The organism is Actinoplanes sp. NPDC051411 (assembly GCF_040682075.1).
GTDB lineage: Bacteria > Actinomycetota > Actinomycetes > Mycobacteriales > Micromonosporaceae > Actinoplanes.
Map to the genome: position 1 here is coordinate 21,190 of NZ_JBFBAD010000049.1, position 25,362 is coordinate 46,551.

Sequence of the window (25,362 nt, forward strand, 5' to 3'; positions counted from 1 at the left end):
CGGCCGATCACGCCAGCGCCGTCGGGCGCCTACGGAGGTCTCCACGTGTCTGACAACCGCATGAAGGATCGGGTCAAAGTGCTGCTCAATGGGACATCGGAAAGTGAGACCTCCGAGCACGCGCTGGTCTCCCCTCCGCAGCAGCCGGCCCACCCCAACCAGGCCCTCCAGGTGCTGACGCTCGCGCAGCGCACCGCGGAGGAACACGTCGCCCGGGCTCACCACCAGGCCGACAAGATCCGCACTGACGCGCTCGCCGCGGCCGAGCAGATCGCCCGCGATGCCCAGGTGCACGCCCACAATGTCCGCCGCGAGGCCGACAAGGTCCTCACCGACGCCCGCGCGGCCTCCGAGCAGGTCGCCCGCGACTCGCACGCCCGCACCGAAGAAGCTCGTCGCACCGCCGACAAGATCGTGGCGGAGGCCCGGGCCCAGTGCGAGCAGATAGTGGCTGAGGCCCGCGCCAGCTCCGAACACCTCAACCAGCAGGCCCGGCAGCGCTACGACGACGTCGTGGGCAGCCTGGGCACCAAGCGCGAGGCGCTGCAGAACCAGATCGAGGCTCTGGAGCACTTCGACCGGGAGTACCGTTCGCGCCTCACCGCGTTCATGCAGCACCAGCTGCGGGCGCTCTGGGTCGACCAGCCCCAGATGAACCTCGACCTGCCCGATCAGGCGCTGGTGCCCGAGGTCGCGATCCACCCAAACGCGCAGAACATGCACCAGGCCCAGCCGACGGTAGTCGACGAGCGGGCGCCCGAGGCGCTCGCGGCCGGCCCCCGTCACGGTGCCGAGGAGGCCGACGACTCGGTGCCGGCTCAGCGGCAGAGCCCGGAAGAAGACGAGAACGACGACGAGGAGGAGCTCACCGACCGGTGAGCCCAGCCTCTGCGGCCTGATCAAGCCGGTGCCGGTCCCGACCGAGGGGCTGGTGCCGGCTTGCTGCTTTACACCGGCGCCCAGGCCGGCGCCCGAGGCATGACGGGGTCCCTGCAGAGCAGCAGAAACTGCAGGGACCCCGGTGCATCATGCTATCGCTGTTGGACGAACCTCGCCGGGCCGCATCAGCCCGGCGTGACCGTGGCCGGCACATTCCGCTGCCAGCGGTCGTCCAGCGTCAGCGTGAGCGTCTCCCGGGGAATGACCGGCTCGGCCGCGTCGACCGCCTGGAACGTCTCCGTGCTGCGGATCAGCAGGTCGCCGGCGACGATGTCCTGACGCCAGATCACGCCGTCGAGCCGGCCGGCGCGCGTCACCGGCACCTCGAGGTTTTCCGGATAGCTGGGCTGGGGGGCGCCCTGCGCATAGGCCGCCTCGGCGACGAACTCGCGGTCGGTCAGCTGGGTCATCGTGTTGCGGTCGGGGAAGCCGAAGCGGGCGGTCAGCCTGGCATCGGGAGAGAGCGGTGGCACGGCCAGGCCGAGCCGGCTCTTTCGCCAGTCGGGATCGACCAGGAAGCGGGCCGCCCGCATCGACAGGCCACTGAGCGACTCGGCCCGCTCGATCGTCTCGCGCCACGCCGTGCTCTTGGTCTCGCCGGTGGCGTCCGCCGTCCGGGTGTCGAAACCGGCCACGCTCAGCCGCACGCGATCGGGGACGAAGACCGTCGTGGCGTGGGCGAAGCGCTTCGCGACCCGGGCCATCAACTGTTGTCGGGCCAGATCGAGCCGCGGATGGTTCAGATAGACCATGCCGATGATGACGTCGAACGGGCCGACGGCGGCGTCGGCCTCGTCGAGATCGCACTCCAGGAACGTGACCCGGTCGCCGACGCCGTTTTCCTCGGCGAGCTGGCGGGCCATCGGAAGCGGGCCGCCGTCGACGCCCACGACGCGAGCGGCGCCGAGCTTGGCGGCCATGATGGCCAGGGTGCCCAGTGCGCCGCAGCCGGCGTCGAGCACTGTGGCTCCCGGGGCATGTCGCGCAAGGGCGAGGCGGAGCGCGAGCAGACGCTCGGGGTGGTGGGCGAGCAGGGACAGGTGGGACAGGGGAGCGCTGCCCTCGGGGTCGAACGGCATGGGTCAACTCAACCATTGACGACGACGCCGGGTCAACTAGGATGTTGACATGACCGCGATTCCCAGTCTTCCTGATCTCGTCCGTGAGGTGCTCCTCGACGGGCTGGCCGAGCCGCGAGACCCGATCCGGCTGATCGGCCAGGCCGAGCATGTGGCCCGCGAGTTTACGCGTCTGGGCGAAAGCCTGGTCGGCTATTTCGTCGAGCAGGCCCGGGCCGAGGGCCTGTCGTGGGCTGACATCGGCGCCCCCCGCGGCCTGAGCCGGCAGGGCGCCCAGCAGAGATATGCGCCGCTGCTCACCCACCTGGCCGTCGCCGATCTGGTTGAGGCGGGTGCCCTGCGGCAACTCGGCGAGGCGGCGGTGGCCGCGCTGCACCGGGCCGAGGAGCACGCCGCCCGCCTCGGCCGCGACGCGATCGACAGCGGCGACCTGCTGCTGGGGATCCTCGACGACGACCGGAGTCAGGTGGCGGCCGCGATCCGAGAGCTCGGGGTCGATCCCGCCGTTCTCCGCTCCGAGTTGGAGGGCTCGGCGGAGGGCGGCGACCGAGGAGCTGCGGGCCGGGCGAAGGCGCTCCCGCTGAGTGCCGACAGTCGCCGGGCGATCGACGGGGCGGTCGCGGAGGCGCGCGGTCACCTGGTCGGCCCCGGTCACCTGCTCCTCGGCCTGCTGCGCAATCCCGGCAGCCGGGCCGGCCGCGTGCTCGGGGCGCACGGCGTCACCAAATCCTCGGCGATGGGGGCCATCCTGGCCGACGGCGGCCGCCGGGCCGCGGATCGGGCGTGATGGCGATGGATCGTGTACTGGCTGGTCTGCGGATGCTGCCGACGACCGGGTTCCTCGTGCTGCAGGGCGACAAGACCGTCCTCGACTACGGCGACAACAGCAGCCCGGCCTATCTGGCATCGGTCCGCAAAAGCGTGCTGTCGGTCCTGTTCGGGCGGTCGGTCGGCAACGGCGCCATCGCGCTCGATGCCACGTTGGACGAGTTGGGCATCGACGACGTCGGCGGATTGCTGCCGATCGAGCGGCAGGCGCGAGTTCGTGACCTGTTGACGGCGAGATCCGGGGTCTATCACGCCCCCTCGACGGCCACCGGTCTCGAGGCGGGTGCGCCGGAGCGGGGGTCCAAGAAGCCCGGGGAGCACTTTTTCTACAACAACTGGGATTTCAACGCGCTCGGCACGATCTTCGAGCGGTGCACCGGGCGGTCGGTCTTCGACGCGCTGGGTGAAGACGTCGCGGAGCCGCTGGGCTTCCAAGACTTCGACCTCGGCCGCCAGCGGCTGCTCGGCCGGTCCGATCGGTCGGTCCACCTCGCCCATCACTTCTTCCTGTCCGGGCGTGACCTGGGCCGGATCGGCCAGGTGATGCTGCGCGGCGGGCGGTGGGGCGGTCGGCAGGTCGTGCCGGCGGAGTGGGTGGCGGCGAGCACCTCACCGCGGGTGGGGCTCGCTGCCGGGGCGCCCATGGGTTATGGCTATCTCTGGTGGATCCCGCAGTCCCTGCCGACCGGGACGTTCCTGGCGATCGGCAACTCCGGGAAATACCTGCTCGGCATTCCGCCCGAGACGGTGGTCGTGCACCAACGGGCCGTTCCGGAAGATCTGGTCGTCGCCCGGGCCGAGGGGACCGCGCCGGCCACTTCGGTCGATGGGGTCACGCCCCGGCAGTTCATGAGTCTTGTCCGGTCGGCGTTGCAGGAGCTCGGACGATGACACTTCGGCGGGCGGAGCAATCGTTGTTGATGTCGCCCGAAAGAGCGGGAAATCCTCCGGTGCGTCCGCCCCCCTGAGCGCAAAACGGTCGAGGGGCCAGTGGAATAGCGCAAAACCACCACGGCGCATCGGCGCCCGGCGCATGCTGTTCTGAATGACCCCGGGAAGCGAGATCGCCGGAGCGCACATGGCTGTAGTGCTGATCGCCGAGGACGACGAGGACATCGCCGTGATTCTCGTCCGGCTGCTCAAGCGGGCGGGGCACACGGTGTTGCGCGAGCCGGACGGTCAGGCCGCGTTCGAATCGGCGGTCGCCAACCGGCCCGATGTCGTGCTGACCGATCTTGGCATGCCTCGGATGGACGGCCTGGAGCTGTCCCGGGCGCTGCGCGGGCATCCCGACCTTGCCGGGGTTCCGGTGCTCATGCTCAGCGGCCAGCTTCACCCCGGCGACAGGCAGCCGGCCGAGGCCGGGGTGTGCGCGGTCCTGCTCAAGCCCTGCCCCAACGACCGCGTCGTCACCACGGTCGGCGAACTCGCCCAGCACGGCGCCCACGAACACGGCGCCGGCGCAACCGACTGTCCCCGCCGCAGCGTCGTAACCGCCTGATCGCTACAACCCGCCCCGCCTCAGCACCGACGCACGCCGCGTCGCAGCAGCCCCATGCCGCCCGGGTCTTTTCACGGCAGCCCGCACTAAGCGGTCTTCGCGGTGGTGCTCGCGCGGTGGTGCTCGCGCGGTGGTGCTCGCGCGGTGGTGCTCGCGCGGTGGTGCTCGCGCGGTGGTGCTCTCGGCGGGCCCCCGGCGGCAGTTCGGGTTGGAAACGGCTGGCCGCACCGAGTCGGTGGTGACCTGGCGGCCCTACAGTGATCGGATGCTGTCGTCGACGCCCCGCACTCGCCACCGCCGGATGAAAGAGAACGGCCGGAGTGAGCGTGCCGATCTGCTCGCGGTGCTGGCGGCCGGCCGGATCGCGCACCTCGGGGCCGTTGTCGAGGGGCATCCGATGGTGGTGCCGACCGTCTACGGGTTCGACGACGAGCGGATCTATCTGCACGGGTCGGTGGCCAGCCGGAGCCTCACCACGGGCGCCGAGGTGTGTGTGACCGTGACGGTGTTCGACGGGCTGGTGCTGGCGCGGTCGGTGTTCGAGCATGGCATCAACTATCGGAGCGCGATGATCTACGGCGTGCCGGAGTGGGTGCGCGACGACGAGGTTAAGCTGCACGGCTTGCGGGTGCTTACCGAGCACATCGCGCCCGGCCAGTGGGATTATGCCCGGCAGCCGTCGCGCAAGGAGCTTGCCGCCACCGCGCTGCTCGCGCTCTCCCTGGCCGAGGCCTCGGTCAAGGTCAGCGACGGGCCACCGGACGACGGCGACAGCCCCGACGCCGGGCTCGGGCTCTGGGCGGGCCGGCTTCCGCTGGTCACGAGCTGGGGCGCGCCCGTACCCGATCCGGTGCTTCCGCCTGAGATCGGCCTGCCTGCGCATCTCGCCGCCTACGAGGGCCGGCCGGTCTGAGGAGCAGGCCCGAAGCGATAGCCGCTCCAAGAAAAAATCGCGAGTCAGTGGACCACCGCCAGACCACGGTCGGTGTTGTTGAGTCGCCGGCCGCCCGACGGCGTCACGGTCACGATGTCCTCGATCCGGACTCCGAACTGCCCCGGCAGATAGACCCCCGGCTCGATCGAGAAGCACATTCCCGGCACCAGCAACCGTTCCTCGCCCTCGACCAGGTAGGGCGGCTCGTGGGTGGTCACCCCGATTCCGTGGCCGGTCCGGTGGATGAACCGCTCCCCGTACCCCGCTGAGGTGATCACCCGCCGGGCCACCCGGTCGATCTCCTGGCAGCTGACCCCGGGCCGTACCGCCGCGAACGCCGCCTCCTGCGCCTGCCGCACCACCTCGTGCACTTCCCGCAGCCGGGGCGACGGCGAGTCGACCACCACGGTCCGTGTCGTGTCCGATCCGTAGCCGCCCATCAGGCCGCCGAAGTCGAGCACCACCGCGTCTCCGGACGAGATGATCCGGGTGCCCGCCGCATGGTGCGGGTCGGCCCCGTTGGGCCCGGACGCCACGATCGTGAAGTCGACCGTCGAGTGCCCGAAGTCTCGCAGCAGCTGGGCCAGCGAGGCCGCGATGTCCAGCTCGCGACGCCCGGCGAACGGCACCGACCGGATGGCCGAGTAGGCCTCGTCGGCCGCCGCTCCCGCCGCCGAGAGCAGCGACACCTCCACCGGGTCCTTGACCGCCCGCAGCATGGGCAACGCGTCGGAAAGGCCGCGGTAACCGGTTCCCGGCCGCGCCCCCATCAGCCCGAGCAGATGCAACGCCCAGGTCGAGTCGGACACCCCGTATTGTCCGTCCGCCGCGAGCAGTCCGGCCGCCAGCGCGTACGGGTCCGAGCCGTCGCGCCATTCGAGCAACGGCACCGGGCCGACCGCCGACAGCGCCTCCAGCGCCGGAACGATCAGGACCGGCGCATGGGACCGGGTCAGGATCAGCAGCGTCAACCGCTCGGTCTCGGCCGGCGGCTGGTAGCCCGTCAGCCAGGTCAGGTCGGGCCCCGGGCTGACCAGCAGGCCGTCGAGTCCGGCGGCTTCGGCGGCGGCGACGGCCCGGGACATCCGGGCGGCGTAATCGAAGGTCTCCATGCGCCGACCTTAGGCAGCCGCCGCGACCAGTTCCTGGGAGACCGTGGTCACCGCCCGCCCGGCCACGTCGGCCCGGTCGTGCAATTCCCGGAGGGCGGCGGCCTGGCCGGCCACGTCGCGCTTCTGCGCGTACGCCTCAAGCCGTGCACAGGCCCCGGCGAGCCGATGCGCCCCCAGCGTCCCCGATGACCCTTTCAGTCCGTGCGCCAGCCGGTCGACCCGCGTGTGGTCCCCGTCGACGACCGCGTCGTCGATGTCGGCCAGTACGGCCGGGAGCCGTCGGGCGAAGGCCAGCAGGATGTCGGCCAGCCGCACCTGGTTGGCGAAGTCGGCGCCCGCGATCGTGGCGACCGAGGCGCGGATGTCGTCGTCCTCGTTGGCCGCCCGGGGTGTCGCCGTCGCCGGCATCTGGTGTCCGCCGGCCAGCACCAGGTCGAGGTCGGCCTCCTGGATCGGCTTGGCCAGGAAGTCGTCCATCCCGGCCCGGCGTCCGGCCGCCTGGTCGTCGACGGTGGCGTTGGCGGTCAGCGCGACGATCCGGGGTGGCCCCGAGGGCGGTGGTGAGGACCGGATCTCCTCGGTGGCGGCCAGCCCGTCGAGGACCGGCATCTGGACGTCCATCAGCACCAGGTCGTACGCCACCTCGCGCACCGCCCGCACCGCGTCGGCCCCGTTGTCGACGATGTCGACCACGTGACCGCGCCGGGTCAGCATCAGTTCGGCGACCCGCTGGTTGATCGGGTTGTCCTCGGCCAGGAGCACGTGCAGGGATGGCTGGCGGATCGGGCGGCGCCGGATGGGCGTACGGGTGGAGGGCGCGACGTTTTCGTCGCTCAGCCCGACCGACGCCTCGACCGTGAAGGTCGAGCCCGATCCCGGTGTGCTCGCGACCTCGATGGTGCCTCCCATCGCTTCGGCCAGCCGGCGGCTGATGACCAGGCCGAGTCCGGTGCCGGTGCGCCCGCGCGTGCCGGGGTCGGCCTGGCTGAAGGCTTGGAAGAGCCGGTCGAGCTGGTCCGGCGGGATGCCGATGCCGGTGTCGCGTACGGCGATGCGCAGGCGGGTTTCGGTGAAGGCGACCCGGACCGAGACTCCGCCCCGGTCGGTGAATTTCACCGCGTTGCCGAGCAGGTTGACCAGGATCTGCCGCAGCCGGGTTTCGTCGGCGATGACGGTCAGCGGGCAGTTGGGCGCCATCTCGACCGAGAGGCGCAGGCCTTTCGCGTCGGCGGTCAGCGCGACCAGGTTGACCGCGTCGTCGAGCAGTCCGCGCAGGTTGACCGGCTGTTCGTCGAGGGTCAGCTCGCCCGCTTCGATCTTGGAGAAGTCGAGAATGTCGTTGATGATCACGAGCAGGGATTCGGCGCTGCCCCGCACGATGTCGACGAGTTCCTGCTGCTCGGTGTCGAGGGGGCCGTCGTTGAGCAGGCTGGTTCCGCCGATCACCGCGTTCATCGGGGTGCGGATCTCGTGGCTCATGGCGGCGAGGAACGCCGATTTGGCGGCGGTCGCGGCGACCGCCTCGTCGCGGGCGCTCGCCATCGCGGTCATCGAGGAGTTGACCGCCCGGGCCATCTGCGCCAGTTCCGAGGGGCCGGTCACCTCGGCGGGCCGGGTCAGGTCGCCCTCGATCACCCGCTCGGCCGCGTCCGTGACGACGTGGGCGGCCGAGGTGATCCGTTTGGTGATCCACCGGCCGGCCGCCGCGACGAAGAGCGCGGTGCCGACCGAGACCGCGATGATCAGCTGCCGGGTGCGGCGGGCGCTCTCGTCGATCGCGTCGAGGTGCTGGTCGAGCACCGCGTTCTCCCGGTCGTGCATGGCGCTGACCAGTTCGGCGACGCGGTTGAAGTGGTCTTCGGTCGGCGCGGCCAGGAGTGGCTGAATCTGGCCGATGAGCTGCTGCTGGGCCGGGTCGTCGGCGGTGTCGTGCCGCACCTCGTCGAGCGTCTGGTCGAGCAGGCCGGCGGTGTCCCGGTAGAGCTGCAGCGAGGCCGCGTTGTGGTCGCTCAGGTATTCGCGCTGGGTGCGGTCGGTGGCGTTGACCAGGTCGCCGAGCTTGCCGATGCCGCCGAGCACCCGGTGCGCCTGGGTGAGTGGCTGCTGGGCGTGCATGAGGGCGCCGATCCGGGCGTACGCCGCGGCGCCGACCACCCCGAGGGCGACCAGGGCGACCGCGAATCCCGCGGTGAGCATGCGGCCCACCGTCCAGCGCACACGGTTCCGGCGAGCCGGCGTCATCATATGGTTACTCTAAGTAGATCGGAGGGGGCGTGGTGCCATGACGTCGGTGCTGGTGGTGGACGATGACCCGATCATCCTCGACGTGGTGGAGATGGTGCTGCGGGGACGGGGACTCGACGTCGACACGAGGAGCAGCGGCCGCGACGCGGTCCGCGCCGCCCACGATCAGCATCCGGACTGCGCCGTCGTCGACGTGAGCATGCCCGACATGTCGGGCCTGGAAGTGTGCCGGGCGCTCCGCGAGGATCAGGACACCTCCGACATCCCGATCATTCTGCTGACCGGCCGCGGCCAATGGCTCGACGTGGCCTCCGGCTTCGACGCGGGCGCCGACGACTACCTGGTCAAGCCGTTCACCCCGCAGGAACTGCTGACCCGGGTGGAGGCCCTGACGGCGTAGCGGTCGGCAGTCGCACGGTGAGCCGGGAGTGCTCGATCCCGACCGATCCGCCGTGCCGCCCGATCACGGCCCGGGCGAACATCAGCGCGGTCGCGTTGGTCGCGGTGAAGAGCCGGTCGGCCGCCGTCGAGGCGGGAAGCGGCAGCGAGAGCCGCCACTGACCGTCGCCCGGGAACGCCTCGACGAGGTCGCCGCCGGCGATCGCGCGGACCGCGGTGATCAGGCGCGCGAACACCTCCCCGAGCAGCGTCGGATCGCCCGCGGCGACGGCCTGGCCGGCCGAGACGACGACGGCCGGCGGAGACAGCGACGCGGCGACCGACCGCAGCAGCTCATCGAGATCGACCGGCCGAACGCGAACGTCCAGCGTGCCGTTCTCGATCCCGCTGATCGTCGCGATCTCCCGGGTGACCGCTTCGAGCCGTCCCAGGTTGCGCTCCAGCGCCCCGGCCACCGGATCATCGGGCGCCGAGGGCAGCAGCGACGCCATGGTCCGGGCCGCGGTCAGCGGCGTCCGCACCTCGTGCAGCAGGGCGCTGACCAGCTCGGTCTTGGTCGCCACCAGCTCGGCGAGCGCCCGGTTGTGCTGCCGCAGCCGCTGCCGGATCAGCGCGTCCGACGTCGCGTCGGCGACCGTCAGCGAGCGCCCCTCGGCCAGCCGGTGCCACACGCCCTCGAGAACACGACCATCCGGCAGGGTGCACCGCACACGACGATCATCGCCCGCGCTCCAGAGCGCTTCCGCTTTCCCGTACGGCGTGAGCCGCGCGAGTTCGCCCAGAGTGTGCCCGGGCGGCACGCCGTCGAAGATCTCGACCAGCGCCGGGTTGGCGTAGAGCACCCGCCCGTCGTCGCCGGCCAGCAGAACGCCGAGCGGAAGCACCTCGGCCAGGGCCGCCGCGCTCACCGGCGCCGGCGTCGTGCTGGACACCGGGCGATCATCGCACGTCGCCAGCGGGTGCAATGCCTCATCCGGCTGTCCTAGGCACCGAGCTCCACCGCCAGCTCCTCCAGCACCGTCCGCACCTGCGCCAGCTCGGCGCCGACCCGCCCCAGCGTGAGATCGGGGTCGGGCACCCGGCCGTCCCGGGCGTCGTGCTCGACCTCGGCGAAGATCGCGGCGAGGGTGCCGGCGCCGAGGTTGGACGCCGACCCCTTCAACCCGTGGGCGTGGTCGCGGACCTCGCCCGTGGTGCCGCCGCGCAGCAGTTCGGCCAGCTGATCCACCCCGACCGGGGTCTTGGCCAGGAAGGAACGGATCAGCCGACCGGCCAGTGCGCGTTCCGGCCCGCCCGGTTCCGGGCCGGTGATGTCCGCGAGCCGGGTGCGGATTTCGTCCTCCCGGCGGTCCGCGTCCATGTCCCCATCCTGCGGCCGGTGGCCCGGCCGCGGACCGTTTTCGCCGGCCTTTGCCGTATGCGTGTGTCCCGCGAGACGATCCGGCCGAATCGCTACAGCCGGCGCGCCGTCGTCCGATGCACTAGCCGTGACCACCGAGACCCGCGCCCCCTGGCGATACGTCCTGGTCACGCTCGGCGTCACCGTCGTCTTCACGGTCTGGTACCTGCTCTACGTCACGGTCGGGGCGGGCCCGGCCGCCCTCGCGTACCTCGCCATGCCGCTGACCGCCGCCGTCGCGTCCGTCGCCGCGCTCGACCTGGTGCGCCGGGCCCCGCTCAACCGCCTGGCCCGCCGGTTCTGGCGGTTCATGATCGTCGCGTTCGGCTTCCTGACCGCCGGCTACACGCTGCTGGCCGTGGCCGCGTTCCAGCAGTCGCCGGTGCTGCCGTCGATGCCGGTGCCGGCGGCCGCGCTGGCCGGAGCCGGCTTCCTCACCGCGATGTGGGCGATGATCCGGGTCCCGCTCGGCGTCTCCAGCTCCGGCGAGCGCTGGCGGCAGTGGCTCGACCGCTCGATCGCCTTCCTCGGCTGCGGCACCGTGCTCTTCCACTTCGGGCTGGCCCCGCTCATAACGTCGGCCGGCGCGTGGACCGCCCAGGCGATCACGCTGATCGGCATGTCGTTCGCGCTCGCCGTCGGCGCGGTCACCAAGGTCGCCTACATCCGGGGCGGCCCGATCGACCGTTCCGCGCTGCGCCTGATCGGCTCGACCGGTCTGGTCGCGGCGGCGACCGCGGTGCTGATGACGACCGCCGGCGAGCCGGGAACCATCCCGGCCCAGGCGATGATCATGCCGCTCGCGCCGGCGTTGGGCGCCCTCGCCGTCCGCCGGCAGTGGATCTCGACCGGCGAGCGTTCCCGGCGGGCGAACACGTGGCTGCCCTACCTGGCGGTCGCGGCGGTTGACGTACCCCTGATAGCCGTCATCCCCGGCAGCCTGACCTGGACCGACCGGCTGGTGATCGTCGCCTCGGTGATCGTCACCGCTCTGGTGACCGTGCGGCAGTTCGTCGCGTTCCGCGAGAACGCCCGGCTGCTGCGCGAGAAGCGCGCCTCCGAGGAGCGGCTGCAGCACGAGGTCAGCCACGACGGCCTGACCGGTCTGGCCAACCGGGCGCTCTACCGGGAGCGGCTGGCCGCCCAGCTGGCGTCCGCCGACGCGACCGTGCTCCTGATCGACCTCGACGACTTCAAGACCGTCAACGACTCGCTCGGGCACGACGTCGGCGACCGGCTGCTCATCGCGGTGGCCGAGGTGCTGCGCGCCGAGACCGGCGCCGACGGCCTTCCGGTACGCCTCGGCGGCGACGAGTTCGCCGTCCTGGTCGCGGCACCGGCCGCCGAGGGCCGGCCGGTGCCGGGCGAGGCGATCGCGCAACGGATCCTGGACGCGTTCACCGGCCCGGTCAGCGAGCACCAGCTGCTGGTGCACGCCAGCATCGGCATCGCCACCGGGGCGGCCGGCAGCCCGCTCGACCGCCTGCAGCGCGACGCCGACGTGGCCATGTACGCCGCCAAGCAGCGTGGCAAGGCCAACTGGGTCCGCTACCACGACGGCATGCAACAGCCGGTCTCCACCCACGCCCAGCTCGGCGGCGAACTGCGCCGGGCCATCGACGCGGGCGAGTTCGCGATCTTCTACCAGCCGATCGTGGCGCTCGCGACCGGCCGGGTCGTCGGCGTCGAGGCGCTGGTCCGCTGGCTGCACCCGACCCGCGGCGTGGTCAGCCCGGCCGAGTTCATCCCGGCCGCCGAGGGCACCGGCCTGATCGTCCCGCTCGGCCGTTTCGTCCTGCGCGAGGCGTGCCGGCAGGCGGCCGCCTGGCTGACCGAGTTCGGCCCGGAGGTGCTGCAGAAGGTCGCGCCCAACGTCTCCGCCCGGCAACTGCACGACCCCGACTTCGTCCAGGACGTCCGGGCAGCGCTGGCCGAGACCGGGCTGCCGGCCGACCGGCTGGTGCTCGAGCTGACCGAGTCGGCGGTGCTCCGCGGGCCGATGGTCTCGCGGGCCCTGCACGAGCTGCACGCCTGCGGCGTACGGATGGCGCTGGACGACTTCGGCACCGGCGAGTCGTCGCTGAGCCTGCTGCGCTCGTTCCCGGCGTCGATCGTCAAGCTCGACAAGTCGTTCGTCGACGGCATCGAGCTCGACGAGCCCGGCTCGGCGGCGGCCGACGCCCGGCAGGCGGTGGCCCGCGCGGTGCAGCAGCTGGCCGGCGCGCTCGGCCTGGCCACGGTGGCGGAGGGAATCGAGAACCAGGAGCAGGCGGACCGGTTGATGCTGCTCGGCTACTCGCTGGGCCAGGGCTACCACCTGGCGCGGCCGATGCCGGCCGCCGACATGACACGGCTGCTCGCCTCCCAGCGCGACCGCGCCGCCGCTTAAGGTACGGCCCATGACTGCGCTGGAACGGGACGACGGCACCCAGACCTCCCACTCGCTCGAGCAGTGGCTCGGCGCGCTCACCTTCGCCGACCTCACCGCCGACCAGGTGACCGCCCGGCTGGTCGACGAGGTGGCGCGCTGGGGCGAGTCGCGGGGCTGGCGGGTCTACCGGCGGGCACCCAGCGTCTTCCCGCTTCCGCCGCCGTTGCGCGGCAACTCGGTGGTCGACGTGGCGTGCGCCCGGCCGGACGCCCAGCCGATCGTCGTCGAGGTGGACCGGCTGGAACGGCGGCGCACGGTCGACAAGCTGCTCGCCGAGGCGGCCGCCGGTCGCCTGGCGATCCTGGTGCGGTGGGGGAGCGGACCGTTCACCCCGCCGCCGCTGCCGGTGCATCTGGTGATCCGGGAGGCGGTCCGGCAGCGCGGGCACTGGCACACGGTCGTCGAACTGCCGGCCCCCGAGCATTCCGGGGCGGTCGAGCATTCCGGGGCGGTCGCGCCGGAACCGGAAGAACTCCCCTGGGAGGAAACGTGAAATCGAGTACCGTGTCGGGCCGCCTGGGACAATCTGGAAAGGTGCAGCCCGGCCGCTCCTCCCGACACCCGGCGTCCTGGTGGTCCCAGTTCCAGGAGGTCAGTGACCGATTCGACGCCGCGTCGGTGACCGAGGTGCTGGCCGACGAGATCGTCCCCAAGATCTCCAACCCGCTGCTGCGCCGCGAAGCCGAGATCGCCACCGAGGTGGTCGTGCGCCACCTCAACAAGGTCTCCAGCCCGGAACTGGCCGAGCGGGCCGCCAAGGCGACCGCCCGGCTGATCGCCACCGTGGAGCGCCTGAACGAGCGCGCGACCAACCAGGACCTGACGACCGCCGAGACCGCCGCGCTGGTGCACGCGCTCCAGGGGCGGTACGCCGAGGCGGCCAGCGAGGCCGAGCCCTTCGTCGGCACGGTCCCGCTGATCAAGGCGTTCGTCGCCGCGCTGCGGCTGGAATACTTCGACGTCGGCCTGACCGTGAAGCTCATCGGCGCCGGCCAGGGCCCCTCGATGGCGGTGCAGACCGGCCTGACGATCGGCCGCTACGGCTGGTGGCCGGATTGGCTGCTCAAGATCGTGGCCGACCGGGCGATGTCCGGCCGGCTCGACAAGGAGACGATCGCGGCGCTCGACCGCTGCGCCTACGCCGAGCTCAGCCCGGCCCAGTCGCGCATCGCCCGGCGGATCCTCAACGGCGACCGGAACATGATCGAGGCGTCCGCGAGCCGCCTCGAGGACCTCGGGGAGGTGGACGCCGCGGCGAAGCTGCGCCAGGGCGACCTGACCGCGGTCGCCCTGGCCGCCCGGCTGATCCCTCTTTAGGCCCCGCCGGCCGCGAGCTTGACCGTCTCCGGCCGGAAGGAAGCTCCGGTCACGTCGACGCCGGCCGCCTTGGCCTGGGTCAGCGCCTGGTTGATGTAGTCGTTGGTGTAAGCCGAGGCGTCCGGCTGCTTCTTCAGAACGGTGTCGCCGGTCTGGTTCTTCGTGTGCAGCGAGATGTCGACGGTCTGCTTCCACGCCGCGTCGTCCACCAGCCCGATCCCGCCGGCCGACGGCCAGATCAGCTTGTTCACCTCGTTGACCTGCCACAGCTGGTGGCTCTTGCCGAGCTTCGACCCCTTGGCCACCACCCTGTCGCGGCACTTCTCGGGGTTGTCCCGGCAGAACGCCCACCCCTTGATCGTCGCAACCAGGAACTTGACCGTCTGCTGCTGGTAGGCCTGGTCGCCGAGCTTGGCCGTGTTGGCCCACACCGCGTCCTGCAGCATGGCCGACCCGTTCGACTTCCAGTCGATGATCGAGAAGTCGTCCGGCGTGTACAACTGGCCGGTGTCCGGGTTCTTCGCCTCCAGCAACTGGGCGTACTCGTTGTAGCTCATCGCCTGGGCGGCGTCGATCTCGTGCTTGAGCAGCGCCTGCATGTCGAACTGCTGCTGCACCAGCGTGACGTCCCGGCCCGGGTCGACCCCGGCCTTGGTCATCCCGGCGAACAGCTCGAACTCGTTGCCGAAGCCCCAGTTGCCGATCTTCTTGCCCTTGAACTGGGCCGGCGAGGTGATCCCGCTCGACTTCCAGGCCACCTGGTAGGTGCCGGAACGGGCGAAGATCTGTCCGACGTCGGTGATCCCGGCGCCCTGCTCGCGCGAGGCCAGCGCCTTGGGCACCCACGCCACCGCGTAGTCGGCCTTGCCCTGCGCGAGCACGGTCTGCGGGACGATGTCGGTGCCGCCCTCGAGCAGCCGCACGTCGAGGCCCTGCTCCTTGTAGAAGCCCTGGTCGACGGCGGCGATGTAGCCGGCGAACTGGGCCTGGTAGAACCACTGCAGCTGCAGCTTGATCGGGATCAGCCCGCCGGCGCCCGCCTTGGGGGTGGAGGCCTGGTCGGCGGTTCCGCAGCCGGCCAGGACGAGCACCGTCGCGGCGGCGATGGTGGAGAACAGACGAATCTTCGACATCGGGACTCCGTCCTATGCGATGAGTCGAGCCCGGTATGGCATGGCCAGCCGCTCGATGAGCAGCGTGGTGAGGTAGAAGACGAGTCCGAGCAGGCAGGCGCCGACCACGAAGGCCCAGGCCCGGGGATAGGCGGTGAACGCGGCCGCGGAGGTGATCCGGGAGCCGAGCCCGTTCTGCAGGCCGCCGAAATATTCGGCGACGACCGCGGCGATCACGGCCAGCGACGACGCCTGCCGCAGGCCGGTGAAGACGTACGGGAGGGCGCCGGGCAGGCGCACCTTGGCGGCGAAGGTCCACCCGCTCGCCGCGTACGAGTGCATGAGCTCGCGATGGATCGGGTCGACCTCGCGCAGCCCGCGCAGGGTGTTGATGAAGACCGGGAAGAACACCACGATGGCGGTGACCAGCCGGCGGGGGATGCTGCTGGTCGTCTCGAACATGTTGTTGAGGATCGGCGCCAGCGCGATGATCGGCAGCGCGTTGACGACCGCCGCGAACGGGATCGACACCTCGCTCAGCGGCCGCCACCGGGAGGCGGCCAGCGCGACGAGGATCGCCACGATCGAGCCGCCGATCAGGCCGATCAGCGCGTTGGCGCCGCTGGCCAGGCCCGCGTGCCAGATGTTGGCCCGCTGCTCGACGAACTCGTTCCAGATCTCCGACGGCGCCGGCAGGATGAACGGCGCGATCCGCCCCAGCGTCACCACCGCCTGCCAGCCCACGACCGCCAGCACGCCGACGACGACCGGCGCCAGAACCGCCCGCAGCCGCCTCATGGCGCCCCGCTCCCCGGGCCGCGCCCGCGGACCGCTCCCCGGGTGGTCATGCGGCTTCCGCTTCGACCGAGCGCGGCGTCGACCGCAGCGCCTGGCGCACCTCGGTGATCTTCGCGAAGTAGGCCTCGGACTGCCGGCCGGCGTCGTCCCGCGACGGCAACGACACCCCGATCGAGGCCGTGATCCGGCCGGGCCGGGCCGACATCACCACCACCCGGTCGGAGAGGAACACCGCCTCCGAGATCGAGTGGGTGACGAAGACCGTGCTGGTGCCGGTCTTCGCGCAGATCGCCAGCAACTCGGACTGCAGCCGCTCGCGGGTCATCTCGTCGAGCGCGCCGAACGGCTCGTCCATCAGCAGCAGCGGCGGCTGCACGGCCAGCGCCCGGGCGATCGCCACCCGCTGCTGCATGCCGCCCGAGAGCTGGGCCGGGTAGTGCGACGCGAATTCGCCCAGCCCGACCAGGGCGAGCATCTCCTGCGCCCGGGCCCGCCGGTCCGCCCGCGCCAGCCCTCGCAACTCGAGCGGCAGCTCCACATTGCGCAGCACCGTCCGCCACTCGAACAGCCCCGACTGCTGGAACGCGATCCCGTACGCCTGCTGCTTGCGCGCCGCCCCGGCGGCCTGCCCGGCGACCGTCACCGTGCCGGCGCTGGGCGGGATCAGATCGCCGATCAGCCGCAGCAGCGTGCTCTTGCCGCACCCGGACGGGCCGATCAGCGACACGAACTCGCCGTCGCCGACGGTCAGGTCGACCTCGGACAGCGCGACCACCTCGTCGGGCCGGCCCGGGTTGAACACCTTGGAGACCTTGTCGATGATCACCGCGCTCACAGGGTCACCACCTCCACGTGGCGCCGGTGCCGCATCAGCGGCAGTTCGAGCAGGCTGACCGCGCCGGCGACGACCAGGCCCAGCAGGGCCGCGCCGAGCATCGCCGTGTAGACCTTCGCGGGGTCGGTGGTCGCCTCCCGCGAGTATTCGATGATCAGGCGGCCGACGCCGCCCCGCGTGCCGGTGGAGATCTCGCCGACGACCGCGCCGACGACCGCGGCCGCCCCGGCCAGCCGCAGGGCCGGGAACAGATAGGGCAGCGCCGCGGGCAGCCGGAGTTTGATCAACGTGCGCCACCACCCGGCGGCATAGCTCCGCATCAGCTCGACCCCGGCGGCCGACGGCGACTGCAGGCCGCGCAGCAGACCGACCGCGACCGGGAAGAACGCCAGGTAGGAGGCGATCACCGAGACCGTCGCCCAGGGCGGCATGATGGTGCCGCCCCAGCCGGCCACCAGCGGCGCCAGCGCGACCAGCGGCACGGTCTGGCTGAGGATGACGTAGGGCAGGAGGCCGCGCTCGACGATGCGGAACTGCTGCATCAGCACCGCCAGGACCAGCCCGACCAGGGTGCCGGCCGCGAATCCGGCGGCGGTGATGCCGAGCGTGAAGCCGCAGGCCGACAGCACCACCAGCCAGATCGGCCGCCCGCCCGCGAGCTCCGGGCGGCCGAGTCGTCGCAGCACCGTCCACAGGTGCGGCATCGACAGGTCGTCGGCCCGGGGCAGGACCCGCACTCCGAAGAGGACCGTCCCGTCCGGACTTCCGACCGCCTTGTACCCCTCCCACAGCGCCACGAAGACGATCAGTCCGATTGCCGCGAAGAGGAGTCTTCTCATCTCAGGCTCGGGATGATCTGCGACCCGTAGGCCGCGAGCGTCGACTCCTTCGCATCGTGTTGCAGATAGACCGCGAACTGGTCGACGCCGAGGTCGCGCAGCTCGGCCAGCCGCTTCAGGTGGTGCTCGACCGGGCCGAGGATGCAGAACCGGTCGACCACCTCGTCGGGCACGAACGTGGTGTGGGTGTTGCCGGCCCGTCCGTGCTCGGCGTAGTCGTAGCCCTGCCGGTCCTTGATGTAGTCGGTCAGCACCTGGGGCACCGCGCCGTCACCGCCGTAGCGCGCCACGATGTCGGCCACGTGGTTGCCGACCATCCCGCCGAACCAGCGGCACTGCTCCCGCTGGTGGGCCAGGTCGTCGCCCACATAGGCCGGTGCGGCCACGCAGAACTTGATGGCCGCCGGGTCGCGCCCGGCCGCCTCGGCGGCCCGGCGGACCGCCGCGATCATCCAGGCCGCGATGTCGGGGTCGGCGAGCTGCAGGATGTAGCCGTCGCCGACCTCGCCGGTGAGGGCGAGCGCCTTCGGACCGTACGCCGCGACCCACACCTCGAGCCGGCTCTCCGAGGCCCAGGCGAACTCCAGCTCCCGGCCCCGCACCGTGACCCGCTCGCCGTTGGCCAGCCCGCGGATCACCTGCACCGACTCGCGGAGCTGGGCCAGGCTCTGTGGCTCGAGCCCGAGCACCCGCAGCGCCGAGTCGCCCCGGCCGATGCCGCAGATGGTCCGGTTGCCGTACATCTCGTTGAGCGTGGCGAACAGCGACGCAGTCACCGTCCAGTCGCGGGTGCCCGGGTTGGTGACCATCGGCCCGACGATCACCCGCTCGGTCTCGTCGAGGATCTTGGAGTAGATGACGTACGGCTCCTGCCAGAGCACGTGCGAGTCGAACGTCCACACGTGACTGAAGCCGGCCGCCTCGGCCTTCCGGGCGAGGTCGACCACCGCCCGGGCGGGCGGGTCGTTCTGCAGCACGACGCCGATGTCCATCGCGGGCCCCTTCAGAGCAGATAGTCGGAGAGGCCGCGGGGGAGGTATCTACCCCGGCCGGCCCGGCCGGTGTATTCGCCGCCCTTGCTGATCACCTCGCCCCGCGAGATCACGGTGTCGACCTTGCCGGCGATCTCCCAGCCCTCCCAGGCCGAGTAGTCCATGTTCATGTGGTGGGTGTCGACGCTGATCCGGGTGCGGCCGTTCGGGTCGTAGAGCACGACGTCGGCGTCCGAGCCGGGGGCGATCACGCCCTTGCGCGGGTAGAGGCCGAACATGCGGGCCGGGGTGGTGGCGATCGTCTCGACCCAGCGGGCCAGCGACAGCTTGCCGTCGACCACGCCCTGGTAGAGCAGGTCGACCCGGTGCTCGACGCTGCCGATGCCGTTCGGGATCTTGGAGAAGTCGCCGAGGCCCATCTCCTTCTGATCCTTCATGCAGAACGGGCAGTGGTCGGTCGAGACGACGGAGAGGTCGTTGGTGCGCAGGCCCTGCCAGAGGTCGGCCCGGTGGCTCTCGTGCTTGCTGCGCAGCGGCGTCGAGCAGACCCACTTGGCGCCCTCGAAACCGGGCGCGCCCAGCTGGTCCTCGAGCGTGAGGTAGAGGTATTGCGGGCAGGTCTCGGCGAACACGTTGCGGCCCAGGTCGCGGGCGTTGCGCACCTGCTCGAGCGCCTTCGACGCGGACAGATGGACGATGTAGAGCGGGCAGTCGGCGGCCACACTGGCCAGCCAGATCGCCCGGCTGGTCGCCTCCGCCTCCAGCTCCTGCGGCCGGGTGAGACCGTGATAGACCGGGTCGGTCTGGCCCCGCTCGAGCGCCTGCTTGACCAGCACGTCGATGGCCGGCCCGTTCTCGGCATGCATCATGATCAGGGCGCCGTTGTCGCGCGCCTTCTGCATCGCCCGCAGGATCTGCCCGTCGTCGGAGTAGAAGACGCCGGGGTACGCCATGAACAGCTTGAAGCTGGTGATGCCCTCGCTGGTCACCAGCTGGTCCATGGCCTTGAGCGACTCGTCGTCCACGCCGCCGAGGATCATGTGGAAGCCGTAGTCGATGTGACACCGGCCCTGGGTCTTGGCGTGCCAGGCGGCCAGCCCGTCCTGCACGACCTCGCCCGTGCGCTGGATGGCGAAGTCGATGATCGTGGTCGTCCCCCCGATCGCCGCCGCCCTGGTGCCGGTGTCGAAGGTGTCGCTGGCCTCGGTGCCGCCGAACGGCATCTGCATGTGGGTGTGGCCGTCGATCGCGCCCGGGATCACGTACTTCCCGGTCGCGTCGATCGTCTCGACGTCCTCCGGACCGCGGCCGGGCGCGAAGACCGCCGCGATCGTCTCGCCGTCGATCAGCACGTCGGCCGCGCTCGCCCCGGTCGGCCCGACGACCGTGCCGCCCTTGATCAGCATCGTCACAGTTCCACCGTCCGCGTGTACGACTCGGGGCGGCGGTCGCGGTAGAACTGCCAGCGCTCGCGGACCGTCTTGATCAGGCCCAGGTCGAGGTCGCGCACGATCAGTTCGGGGTTGTGGGTGTCGCCGACCTCGCCGACGAACTTGCCCTCCGGGTCGACGAAGTAGGACTGACCGTAGAAGTCGTCGTCGCCGAGCGGCTCGATGCCGACCCGGTTGATCGCGCCGATGAAGTATTCGTTGGCCACCGCGCTGGCCGGCTGCTCGAGCTGCCAGAGGTAGCTGGAGAGGCCCCGGCTGGTCGCCGACGGGTTGAACACGATCTGCGCGCCGCCCAGGCCCAGCTCGCGCCAGCCCTCCGGGAAGTGCCGGTCGTAGCAGATGTAGACGCCGACCTTGCCGACCGCGGTGTCGAAGACCGGGTAGCCCAGGTTGCCGGGGCGGAAGTAGAACTTCTCCCAGAAGCCGTTGACCTGCGGGATGTGGTGCTTGCGGTATTTGCCGAGGTAGCTACCGTCGGCGTCGAGGACCGCGGCGGTGTTGTAGAGGACGCCCTCCTGCTCCTTCTCGTACATCGGGAGGACCATGACCAGGCCCAGCTCGGCGGCGAGGGCCTGGAAGCGCTCGGTGGTCGGGCCGGGGACCGACTCCGCGTACTCGTAGTAGGCCGCGTCCTGCACCTGGCAGAAATAGGGCCCGTAGAAGAGCTCCTGGAAGCAGATCACCTTCGCGCCCTGGGCGGCCGCGTCGCGCGCGTAGTCCTCGTGCGCCTTGATCATCGATTCCTTGTCGCCCGTCCATGTCGTCTGGACGAGGGCGGCGCGGATGACGTCGGTCATGAAACGCCCCTCTCTTGATCATCCGCGCTGGTCAAGCGCGTCCTGTGATCGCCTGTTCTACTCCCCGTTAGACATACTGCGCTAGAGGTTGCTTTCAGGTCGCGGATGCCGTAGGACTCTAGCGACACAGATTCGGGCGGACAATCGCCCGAACGTTACGGAATGTTTCGGAGACGTTACCTTGCTCGGGCTGATCAGCGGTGCCGTCGACGACCGCAGCGCGCGGGGGATCGCCGCGGCCGTGAGTCGTCTGGTGACCGCCGGCCGCCTGCCCGCCGGCGCCCGGCTGCCGACCGTCCGTGACGTGGCCCGCGAGCTCGGCGTCAGCCCGACCACGGTCAGCGAGGCCTGGCAGAGCCTGGCCCGGGCCGGCGCGATCCGCACCCGCGGCCGTTCGGGCACGTTCGTCGCCGGCCCGGTGCCGCCCCGCGGCGACTGGCGCTACACCCAGCTGGCCGGCCCGGCGACCACGGGTCCGATGGCCCGCGACCTGTCGACCGGCGTGCCCGACCACGACCTCCTGCCCGACCTGACCCAGGCGCTGCGCCGCATCGGCGACGGGCGCCTGACCACGAGCTATCTCGACGAGCCGGTGCTGCCGGGGCTCGAGACGGTGCTGCGCGAGCGGTGGCCGTTCCCGCCCGAGCGGCTGACCGTGGTCGACGGCGCGCTCGACGCGCTCGACCGCGTCCTCGGCGCGGTCGTGCGGTTCGGCGATCACGTGCTGGTCGAAAATCCGACCTTCGCGCCGATCCTCGACCTGCTGCAGGCGGTCGGCGCGAGCGTGGTCGGCGTGCCGGTCGACGACCAGGGCCTCGAACCGGCCGCGCTCGCCGCCGCCCTCCACGCTTACCGGCCGGCCGTTCTCCTCCTGCAGCCGCGGGCCCACAACCCGGCCGGCGTGAGCATGTCGCCCGGGCGGGCCGCCGAGCTGGCCGCGGTGCTGGCGGAGCACCCCGGAGTGCTCGTGGTCGAGGACGACCACGCCGGCGACATCGCGTCGGCGCCGGCGGTCAGCATCGGCCGGCACCGGCCCGGGGGCACCGTCCACGTGGCCAGCTTCTCCAAGAGCCACGGGCCCGATCTGCGGCTCGCGGCGGTGGGCGGGCCGGCCGCGGTGGTCGGCGCGGTGGCCGACCGGCGACTCCTCGGACCGGGCTGGTCGAGTCGGCTGCTCCAGGGCGTACTGCTGGATCTGTTGACCGACCCGGCTGCCGTGACCCAGGTCGCCGCCGCCCGCGACGCCTATGCGTCGCGGCGCGCGGCGTTGCTGACGGAGCTGGCCGAGCGCGGGGTGGAGGCGACCTGCGCCGACGGCATCAACCTCTGGCTGACCGTCGACGACCAGCAGATCGCCATGGTCGCGCTGGCCGCGCACGGGATAGCGGTGGCGCCGGGCGCGCCGTTCTGCGTGACTCCGCTGCGCTCCGATCACGTCCGTGTCACCGTCGGGCTGGTGGCCGACGGCTTCGACGACCTGGCCGGCGCGCTCGCGTCGGCCGCCCATCTGGACAGCCGCGGCAGCGGCGCCCGGGAGCGGGCGCACCCGCGCGGCTGGCGTTGACCCTTGGAGGATCCCTTGTCCGACGACCTGCTCGCCCGCCACCGTGCCGTGATGCCGGGCTGGATGCCGATCTACTACGGCGACGACGCCATGGAGCTGGTCTCCGGCTCCGGCCGCCGGGTCACCGGCTCCGACGGCCGCACCTACCTCGACTTCTTCGGCGGCGTGCTGACCAACATGATCGGTTACGACATCGCCGAGATCAACGAGGCGGTGCGGCGCCAGCTCGCCAAGGGCGTGGTGCACAGCTCGACGCTCTACCTGATCGGGGAGCAGATCACGCTGGCCGAGAAGATCGCCCGGCTGAGCGGCATCCCCGACGCCCGGGTGTTCTTCACCAACTCGGGCACCGAGGCCAATGAGTCGGCCCTGCTGTTCGCGACCAACCTGCGCCGTTCCAACCAGATCCTGGCGATCAAGAACAGCTACCACGGCCGCACGTTCGCGACCATGGCGGTCACCGGGCACCGCAGCTGGTCGTCGAGCTCGCTGAGCCCGCTCAACGTGTCGTGGCTCGCCTCGGCCGACCGGCTGCGCGGCCGGATGGCCGGCCTGACCCCGGGCGACCTGGCCGAGGCGGCGGTCGACGACCTGCGCGAGGTGCTGACCACGGTGACCTCGGGCGACGTGGCGGCGCTGATCGCCGAGCCGATCCAGGGCGTGGGCGGCTTCGTGGCCGGGCCCGACGGGCTGCTCGGTGCCTATCAGAAGGTGCTGGCCGAGCACGGGATCCTGCTGATCGCCGACGAGGTGCAGACCGGCTGGGGCCGCACCGGGGAGCACTTCTGGGGTTATCAGGCGCACGGCGTCACCCCCGACCTGATCACTTTCGCCAAGGGCATCGGCAACGGGTTCGCGCTCGGCGGCGTGGTCGGCCGGGCCGAGGTGATGAACGCGGTGCAGGGGATCAGCTTCTCCACCTTCGGCGGCAACCCGTTGTCCGCCGCGGCCGGCAACGCGGTCCTCGACTACGTGCTCGACCACGACCTGCAGGCCAACGCGGCCCGGGTGGGTTCGATCCTGCTCGAGGGGCTGCGGGCGCTCGACCTGCCGCTCATCGGCGAGGTGCGGGGCAAGGGACTGATGCTCGGCATCGAGCTGGTGCGACCGGGCACCACCGAGCCCGACCCGGCGGCCACGGTGCGGGTCTTCGACGAGTGCCGGGCCGGCGGCCTGCTGGTGGGCAAGGGCGGTCTCTACAACAACGTGCTGCGGATGGGCCCGCCGCTGACCCTGACCGAGGACGAGGCGCGCGAGGGCCTGGCGATCCTGACCGGCGCGCTGAGCCGGGTCAGCGCCGAGGCCCACGTCGCCTGACCCGGCCGGGCCGGCACCACGGGCCCGTCACCTGGAAGGGGTGACGGGCCCGCGGCTGTGACGGAAGGTGGTTCGGACCGCCGGTCCGACGCGGTCCGCGTCGGGGGAGGGCACGCGTGGAACCGGCGGCGTCTATGCGATTCGCCTATTCGAGTTCGACTGGTCCGAATCGGTCAGCGGAGCCACGGAATCGAACGGTCGAGCACCCCGCGCGTATTCAATTCGTGCCGCAGCGGGATCTTGTCGTCGACGAAGCCGTCCCAGTTGACACCCCAGTAATTGGCGGTGTGAGGCGAGTCGCCACACAATTGCTTCTGCACCGGCGTCCGGTTTGCCCACCATTCCGATTCGCGGTCGATCGGCATCTCGTCGAGCGGCCGGATCCAGCGGTAGGTGTAGCCGACGAAGAGCATCTTGCGGGTCACCGTGCTCGTGTTGGGCGACCGGGAGTGCCAGAGGCGGCGGTCGAAGATGAAGCAGTCGCCCGGGTTGGCGGTGATCTCGACCGTGCCCTTGGGGTCGGGGTTGTAGACCTTGGTGTCGGCCGGGCGCTCCAGCGAGTTGTTCAGGTGGCTGCCGGGAATCACCTTGGTGGCGCCCCGGCCGGTCCGCGACAGGTCGGACAACACGTACGCGATCTTCAGGGAGAACATGGGCCGCGGGACCTCGCCGCCGAGCACCTCGGGGTCCGAGTTCTGCCGGTAGCCGTCCTGGTGCCAGCCCCACGACGGGGGCTCCTCACCGGTCGCCGGCGGGGTCACGTCGAGGTGGTTGTGGTGCGAGTAGATGTTCCAGCCGGCCAGGCCCCAGACGTAGGGGAACGTGGTGGGCACGGTCAGCAGCTCGCCGAACGCCTCGTCGCGCGGCAGGAACCCGAGCATGTGCAGCGTGCCGTCGGCCTTGAGCCGGCCGGCCGCCTGCTCCTCGGCATAGACCCGGTCGACCGCCTCCTCGAGCCGGGCCCGGTGTTCCTCGGAAAGGGCGTTGCGCACCAGCAGCACGCCCTGTTCGAGGAATTCGGTGCGCTGTTCCGGCGTGATGCTCTCGAAGCCGGTCAGGCCCGGATAATACTCGGCGGATCGCATTCCCGTTGTCCCCCTTGAGATCTCCACCTGGATCCGCACGGCCCCGCTTTCCGGGCGCGTGCTCGTTGGAGAAGACGCGGTCAGGGCCCGCTTTCGTTGCAGCCCTTTTGAAAGAAATCAAAGAACTACTGATCGTGATCGCGAATACGGGAAAATGCGGATTTCGCCCAGTCGGCTATGAGTCGGTCATATTTGACGTCACGTTGCGCGGATCAGTTATCCTGCGTCGGTCCTGATCGGACGAATCCCAGGTTTCCGGCACGGTTTGCCCGTCAGTTCCTTACCGGCCGCGCAGCGGTCGGCGAAACATGACTCCCTGTGACGGGTCGCCGAACCCTGGGTGACGCACTACCCAACAGAGATTGAACATTCAATCCATGGTCGTCACC

General features: G+C 71.1%; 24 protein-coding genes. 11 read left to right on the forward strand and 13 right to left on the reverse strand.

Annotation, left to right across the window (positions count from 1 at the left end; genetic code table 11):
- The first annotated feature begins 45 nt into the window (after window positions 1-45).
- Window positions 46-879: a hypothetical protein gene (locus AB0M88_RS25890; RefSeq protein ID WP_364106482.1), complete on the forward strand. Its 834-nt coding sequence runs from the start codon at window positions 46-48 to the stop codon at window positions 877-879.
- 185 nt (window positions 880-1,064) lie between these two features.
- Here AB0M88_RS25890 and AB0M88_RS25895 read toward each other — a convergent pair whose 3' ends face one another.
- The gene (locus AB0M88_RS25895) at window positions 1,065-2,018 is read right to left on the reverse strand and encodes a class I SAM-dependent methyltransferase (RefSeq protein ID WP_364106484.1); all 954 of its coding nucleotides are present in this window, start codon (window positions 2,016-2,018) and stop codon (window positions 1,065-1,067) included.
- A gap of 49 nt (window positions 2,019-2,067) precedes the next feature.
- On the opposite strand from AB0M88_RS25895, the gene AB0M88_RS25900 reads away from it, so the two are divergent.
- From AB0M88_RS25900 to AB0M88_RS25915, 4 genes are all read left to right on the forward strand, one after another.
- A complete protein-coding gene (locus tag AB0M88_RS25900) occupies window positions 2,068-2,805 on the forward strand; it encodes a Clp protease N-terminal domain-containing protein (RefSeq protein ID WP_364106486.1) in 738 nt (245 codons plus the stop codon).
- Between the two features lie 5 nt (window positions 2,806-2,810).
- Window positions 2,811-3,737, forward strand: coding sequence for a serine hydrolase (locus AB0M88_RS25905; protein WP_364106488.1), 927 nt, complete (start codon window positions 2,811-2,813; stop codon window positions 3,735-3,737).
- Between the two features lie 154 nt (window positions 3,738-3,891).
- Window positions 3,892-4,347, forward strand: coding sequence for a response regulator (locus AB0M88_RS25910; RefSeq protein WP_364106490.1), 456 nt, complete (start codon window positions 3,892-3,894; stop codon window positions 4,345-4,347).
- 265 nt (window positions 4,348-4,612) lie between these two features.
- Complete coding sequence (locus AB0M88_RS25915; RefSeq protein ID WP_364106492.1) at window positions 4,613-5,260, forward strand: pyridoxamine 5'-phosphate oxidase family protein; 648 nt, start codon at window positions 4,613-4,615, stop codon at window positions 5,258-5,260.
- Window positions 5,261-5,304: 44 nt separating this feature from the next.
- Here the strand turns inward: AB0M88_RS25915 and AB0M88_RS25920 are convergent, their stop codons facing one another.
- On the reverse strand, window positions 5,305-6,393 hold the full coding sequence (locus AB0M88_RS25920; protein ID WP_364106494.1) for an aminopeptidase P family protein: 1,089 nt from the start codon (window positions 6,391-6,393) through the stop codon (window positions 5,305-5,307).
- 9 nt (window positions 6,394-6,402) lie between these two features.
- The gene (locus tag AB0M88_RS25925) at window positions 6,403-8,589 is read right to left on the reverse strand and encodes an ATP-binding protein (protein WP_364106496.1); all 2,187 of its coding nucleotides are present in this window, start codon (window positions 8,587-8,589) and stop codon (window positions 6,403-6,405) included.
- Between the two features lie 85 nt (window positions 8,590-8,674).
- Between AB0M88_RS25925 and AB0M88_RS25930 the strand changes: the two genes are divergently transcribed.
- On the forward strand, window positions 8,675-9,037 hold the full coding sequence (locus AB0M88_RS25930; RefSeq protein ID WP_364106498.1) for a response regulator: 363 nt from the start codon (window positions 8,675-8,677) through the stop codon (window positions 9,035-9,037).
- Here AB0M88_RS25930 and AB0M88_RS25935 read toward each other — a convergent pair.
- On the reverse strand, window positions 8,991-9,968 hold the full coding sequence (locus AB0M88_RS25935; RefSeq protein WP_364106500.1) for a PAS domain-containing sensor histidine kinase: 978 nt from the start codon (window positions 9,966-9,968) through the stop codon (window positions 8,991-8,993). The two genes, AB0M88_RS25930 and AB0M88_RS25935, sit on opposite strands and share 47 nt — an antisense overlap.
- Before the next feature lie 50 nt (window positions 9,969-10,018).
- The gene (locus tag AB0M88_RS25940) at window positions 10,019-10,396 is read right to left on the reverse strand and encodes an Hpt domain-containing protein (RefSeq protein ID WP_364106502.1); all 378 of its coding nucleotides are present in this window, start codon (window positions 10,394-10,396) and stop codon (window positions 10,019-10,021) included.
- Window positions 10,397-10,523: 127 nt separating this feature from the next.
- Here AB0M88_RS25940 and AB0M88_RS25945 point away from each other — a divergent pair, with 127 nt between their 5' ends.
- Genes AB0M88_RS25945 through AB0M88_RS25955 form a run of 3 tightly spaced genes read left to right on the forward strand, consistent with a single transcriptional unit; the run spans window position 10,524 to window position 14,183 of the window.
- Window positions 10,524-12,824 carry an EAL domain-containing protein gene (locus AB0M88_RS25945; RefSeq protein WP_364106504.1) on the forward strand — a complete coding sequence of 767 codons (2,301 nt, stop codon included), beginning with the start codon at window positions 10,524-10,526 and terminating at the stop codon, window positions 12,822-12,824.
- Between the two features lie 10 nt (window positions 12,825-12,834).
- Window positions 12,835-13,359: a hypothetical protein gene (locus AB0M88_RS25950; protein WP_364106506.1), complete on the forward strand. Its 525-nt coding sequence runs from the start codon at window positions 12,835-12,837 to the stop codon at window positions 13,357-13,359.
- Window positions 13,356-14,183 (forward strand): hypothetical protein, encoded by an 828-nt coding sequence (locus tag AB0M88_RS25955; protein WP_364106508.1) that lies wholly within the window; start codon window positions 13,356-13,358, stop codon window positions 14,181-14,183. The genes AB0M88_RS25950 and AB0M88_RS25955 overlap by 4 nt, the downstream gene beginning before the upstream one ends.
- Here AB0M88_RS25955 and AB0M88_RS25960 read toward each other — a convergent pair.
- The 7 genes from AB0M88_RS25960 to AB0M88_RS25990 are packed head-to-tail and all read right to left on the reverse strand — an operon-like array spanning window position 14,180 to window position 21,007.
- Window positions 14,180-15,316, reverse strand: a complete 1,137-nt coding sequence (locus AB0M88_RS25960) for an ABC transporter substrate-binding protein (RefSeq protein ID WP_364106510.1) — start codon at window positions 15,314-15,316, stop codon at window positions 14,180-14,182. The genes AB0M88_RS25955 and AB0M88_RS25960 overlap by 4 nt on opposite strands.
- A 12-nt stretch (window positions 15,317-15,328) precedes the next feature.
- Window positions 15,329-16,093, reverse strand: coding sequence for an ABC transporter permease (locus AB0M88_RS25965; protein ID WP_364106512.1), 765 nt, complete (start codon window positions 16,091-16,093; stop codon window positions 15,329-15,331).
- A gap of 46 nt (window positions 16,094-16,139) precedes the next feature.
- On the reverse strand, window positions 16,140-16,928 hold the full coding sequence (locus AB0M88_RS25970) for an ABC transporter ATP-binding protein (RefSeq protein WP_364106514.1): 789 nt from the start codon (window positions 16,926-16,928) through the stop codon (window positions 16,140-16,142).
- The gene (locus AB0M88_RS25975; protein ID WP_364106516.1) at window positions 16,925-17,767 is read right to left on the reverse strand and encodes an ABC transporter permease subunit; all 843 of its coding nucleotides are present in this window, start codon (window positions 17,765-17,767) and stop codon (window positions 16,925-16,927) included. The genes AB0M88_RS25970 and AB0M88_RS25975 overlap by 4 nt, the downstream gene beginning before the upstream one ends.
- Window positions 17,764-18,759 (reverse strand): TIGR03842 family LLM class F420-dependent oxidoreductase, encoded by a 996-nt coding sequence (locus AB0M88_RS25980; RefSeq protein WP_364106518.1) that lies wholly within the window; start codon window positions 18,757-18,759, stop codon window positions 17,764-17,766. Before AB0M88_RS25980 ends, AB0M88_RS25975 begins: the two co-directional genes overlap by 4 nt.
- A gap of 11 nt (window positions 18,760-18,770) precedes the next feature.
- On the reverse strand, window positions 18,771-20,165 hold the full coding sequence (hydA, locus tag AB0M88_RS25985; protein ID WP_364106571.1) for a dihydropyrimidinase: 1,395 nt from the start codon (window positions 20,163-20,165) through the stop codon (window positions 18,771-18,773).
- Between the two features lie 2 nt (window positions 20,166-20,167).
- Window positions 20,168-21,007: a nitrilase-related carbon-nitrogen hydrolase gene (locus AB0M88_RS25990; RefSeq protein WP_364106520.1), complete on the reverse strand. Its 840-nt coding sequence runs from the start codon at window positions 21,005-21,007 to the stop codon at window positions 20,168-20,170.
- A gap of 181 nt (window positions 21,008-21,188) precedes the next feature.
- On the opposite strand from AB0M88_RS25990, the gene AB0M88_RS25995 reads away from it, so the two are divergent.
- Window positions 21,189-22,571 (forward strand): aminotransferase class I/II-fold pyridoxal phosphate-dependent enzyme, encoded by a 1,383-nt coding sequence (locus AB0M88_RS25995; protein WP_364106522.1) that lies wholly within the window; start codon window positions 21,189-21,191, stop codon window positions 22,569-22,571.
- A 51-nt stretch (window positions 22,572-22,622) separates the two neighbouring features.
- Window positions 22,623-23,888 (forward strand): aspartate aminotransferase family protein, encoded by a 1,266-nt coding sequence (locus AB0M88_RS26000; protein WP_364106573.1) that lies wholly within the window; start codon window positions 22,623-22,625, stop codon window positions 23,886-23,888.
- A 173-nt stretch (window positions 23,889-24,061) separates the two neighbouring features.
- Here the strand turns inward: AB0M88_RS26000 and AB0M88_RS26005 are convergent, their stop codons facing one another.
- Entirely contained in the window at window positions 24,062-24,973 is a 912-nt protein-coding gene (locus tag AB0M88_RS26005; protein WP_364106525.1) for a phytanoyl-CoA dioxygenase family protein, read from the reverse strand.
- Window positions 24,974-25,362: the final 389 nt, after the last annotated feature.

Bases quoted from the DNA above. Each gene is read 5' to 3' on its own strand.
- AB0M88_RS25925 (WP_364106496.1), bottom strand. From the start codon at position 8,589: ATGCTCACCGCGGGATTCGCGGTCGCCCTGGTCGCCCTCGGGGTGGTC.
- AB0M88_RS25930 (WP_364106498.1), top strand. From the start codon at position 8,675: ATGACGTCGGTGCTGGTGGTGGACGATGACCCGATCATCCTCGACGTG.
- hydA (WP_364106571.1), bottom strand. From the start codon at position 20,165: ATGCTGATCAAGGGCGGCACGGTCGTCGGGCCGACCGGGGCGAGCGCG.
- AB0M88_RS25975 (WP_364106516.1), bottom strand. From the start codon at position 17,767: ATGAGAAGACTCCTCTTCGCGGCAATCGGACTGATCGTCTTCGTGGCG.
- AB0M88_RS25900 (WP_364106486.1), top strand. From the start codon at position 2,068: ATGACCGCGATTCCCAGTCTTCCTGATCTCGTCCGTGAGGTGCTCCTC.
- AB0M88_RS25960 (WP_364106510.1), bottom strand. From the start codon at position 15,316: ATGTCGAAGATTCGTCTGTTCTCCACCATCGCCGCCGCGACGGTGCTC.
- AB0M88_RS25905 (WP_364106488.1), top strand. From the start codon at position 2,811: ATGGATCGTGTACTGGCTGGTCTGCGGATGCTGCCGACGACCGGGTTC.
- AB0M88_RS25915 (WP_364106492.1), top strand. From the start codon at position 4,613: ATGCTGTCGTCGACGCCCCGCACTCGCCACCGCCGGATGAAAGAGAAC.
- AB0M88_RS25965 (WP_364106512.1), bottom strand. From the start codon at position 16,093: ATGAGGCGGCTGCGGGCGGTTCTGGCGCCGGTCGTCGTCGGCGTGCTG.
- AB0M88_RS26005 (WP_364106525.1), bottom strand. From the start codon at position 24,973: ATGCGATCCGCCGAGTATTATCCGGGCCTGACCGGCTTCGAGAGCATC.
- AB0M88_RS25980 (WP_364106518.1), bottom strand. From the start codon at position 18,759: ATGGACATCGGCGTCGTGCTGCAGAACGACCCGCCCGCCCGGGCGGTG.
- AB0M88_RS25990 (WP_364106520.1), bottom strand. From the start codon at position 21,007: ATGACCGACGTCATCCGCGCCGCCCTCGTCCAGACGACATGGACGGGC.
- AB0M88_RS25910 (WP_364106490.1), top strand. From the start codon at position 3,892: ATGACCCCGGGAAGCGAGATCGCCGGAGCGCACATGGCTGTAGTGCTG.
- AB0M88_RS25920 (WP_364106494.1), bottom strand. From the start codon at position 6,393: ATGGAGACCTTCGATTACGCCGCCCGGATGTCCCGGGCCGTCGCCGCC.
- AB0M88_RS25940 (WP_364106502.1), bottom strand. From the start codon at position 10,396: ATGGACGCGGACCGCCGGGAGGACGAAATCCGCACCCGGCTCGCGGAC.
- AB0M88_RS25950 (WP_364106506.1), top strand. From the start codon at position 12,835: ATGACTGCGCTGGAACGGGACGACGGCACCCAGACCTCCCACTCGCTC.
- AB0M88_RS26000 (WP_364106573.1), top strand. From the start codon at position 22,623: ATGCCGGGCTGGATGCCGATCTACTACGGCGACGACGCCATGGAGCTG.
- AB0M88_RS25895 (WP_364106484.1), bottom strand. From the start codon at position 2,018: ATGCCGTTCGACCCCGAGGGCAGCGCTCCCCTGTCCCACCTGTCCCTG.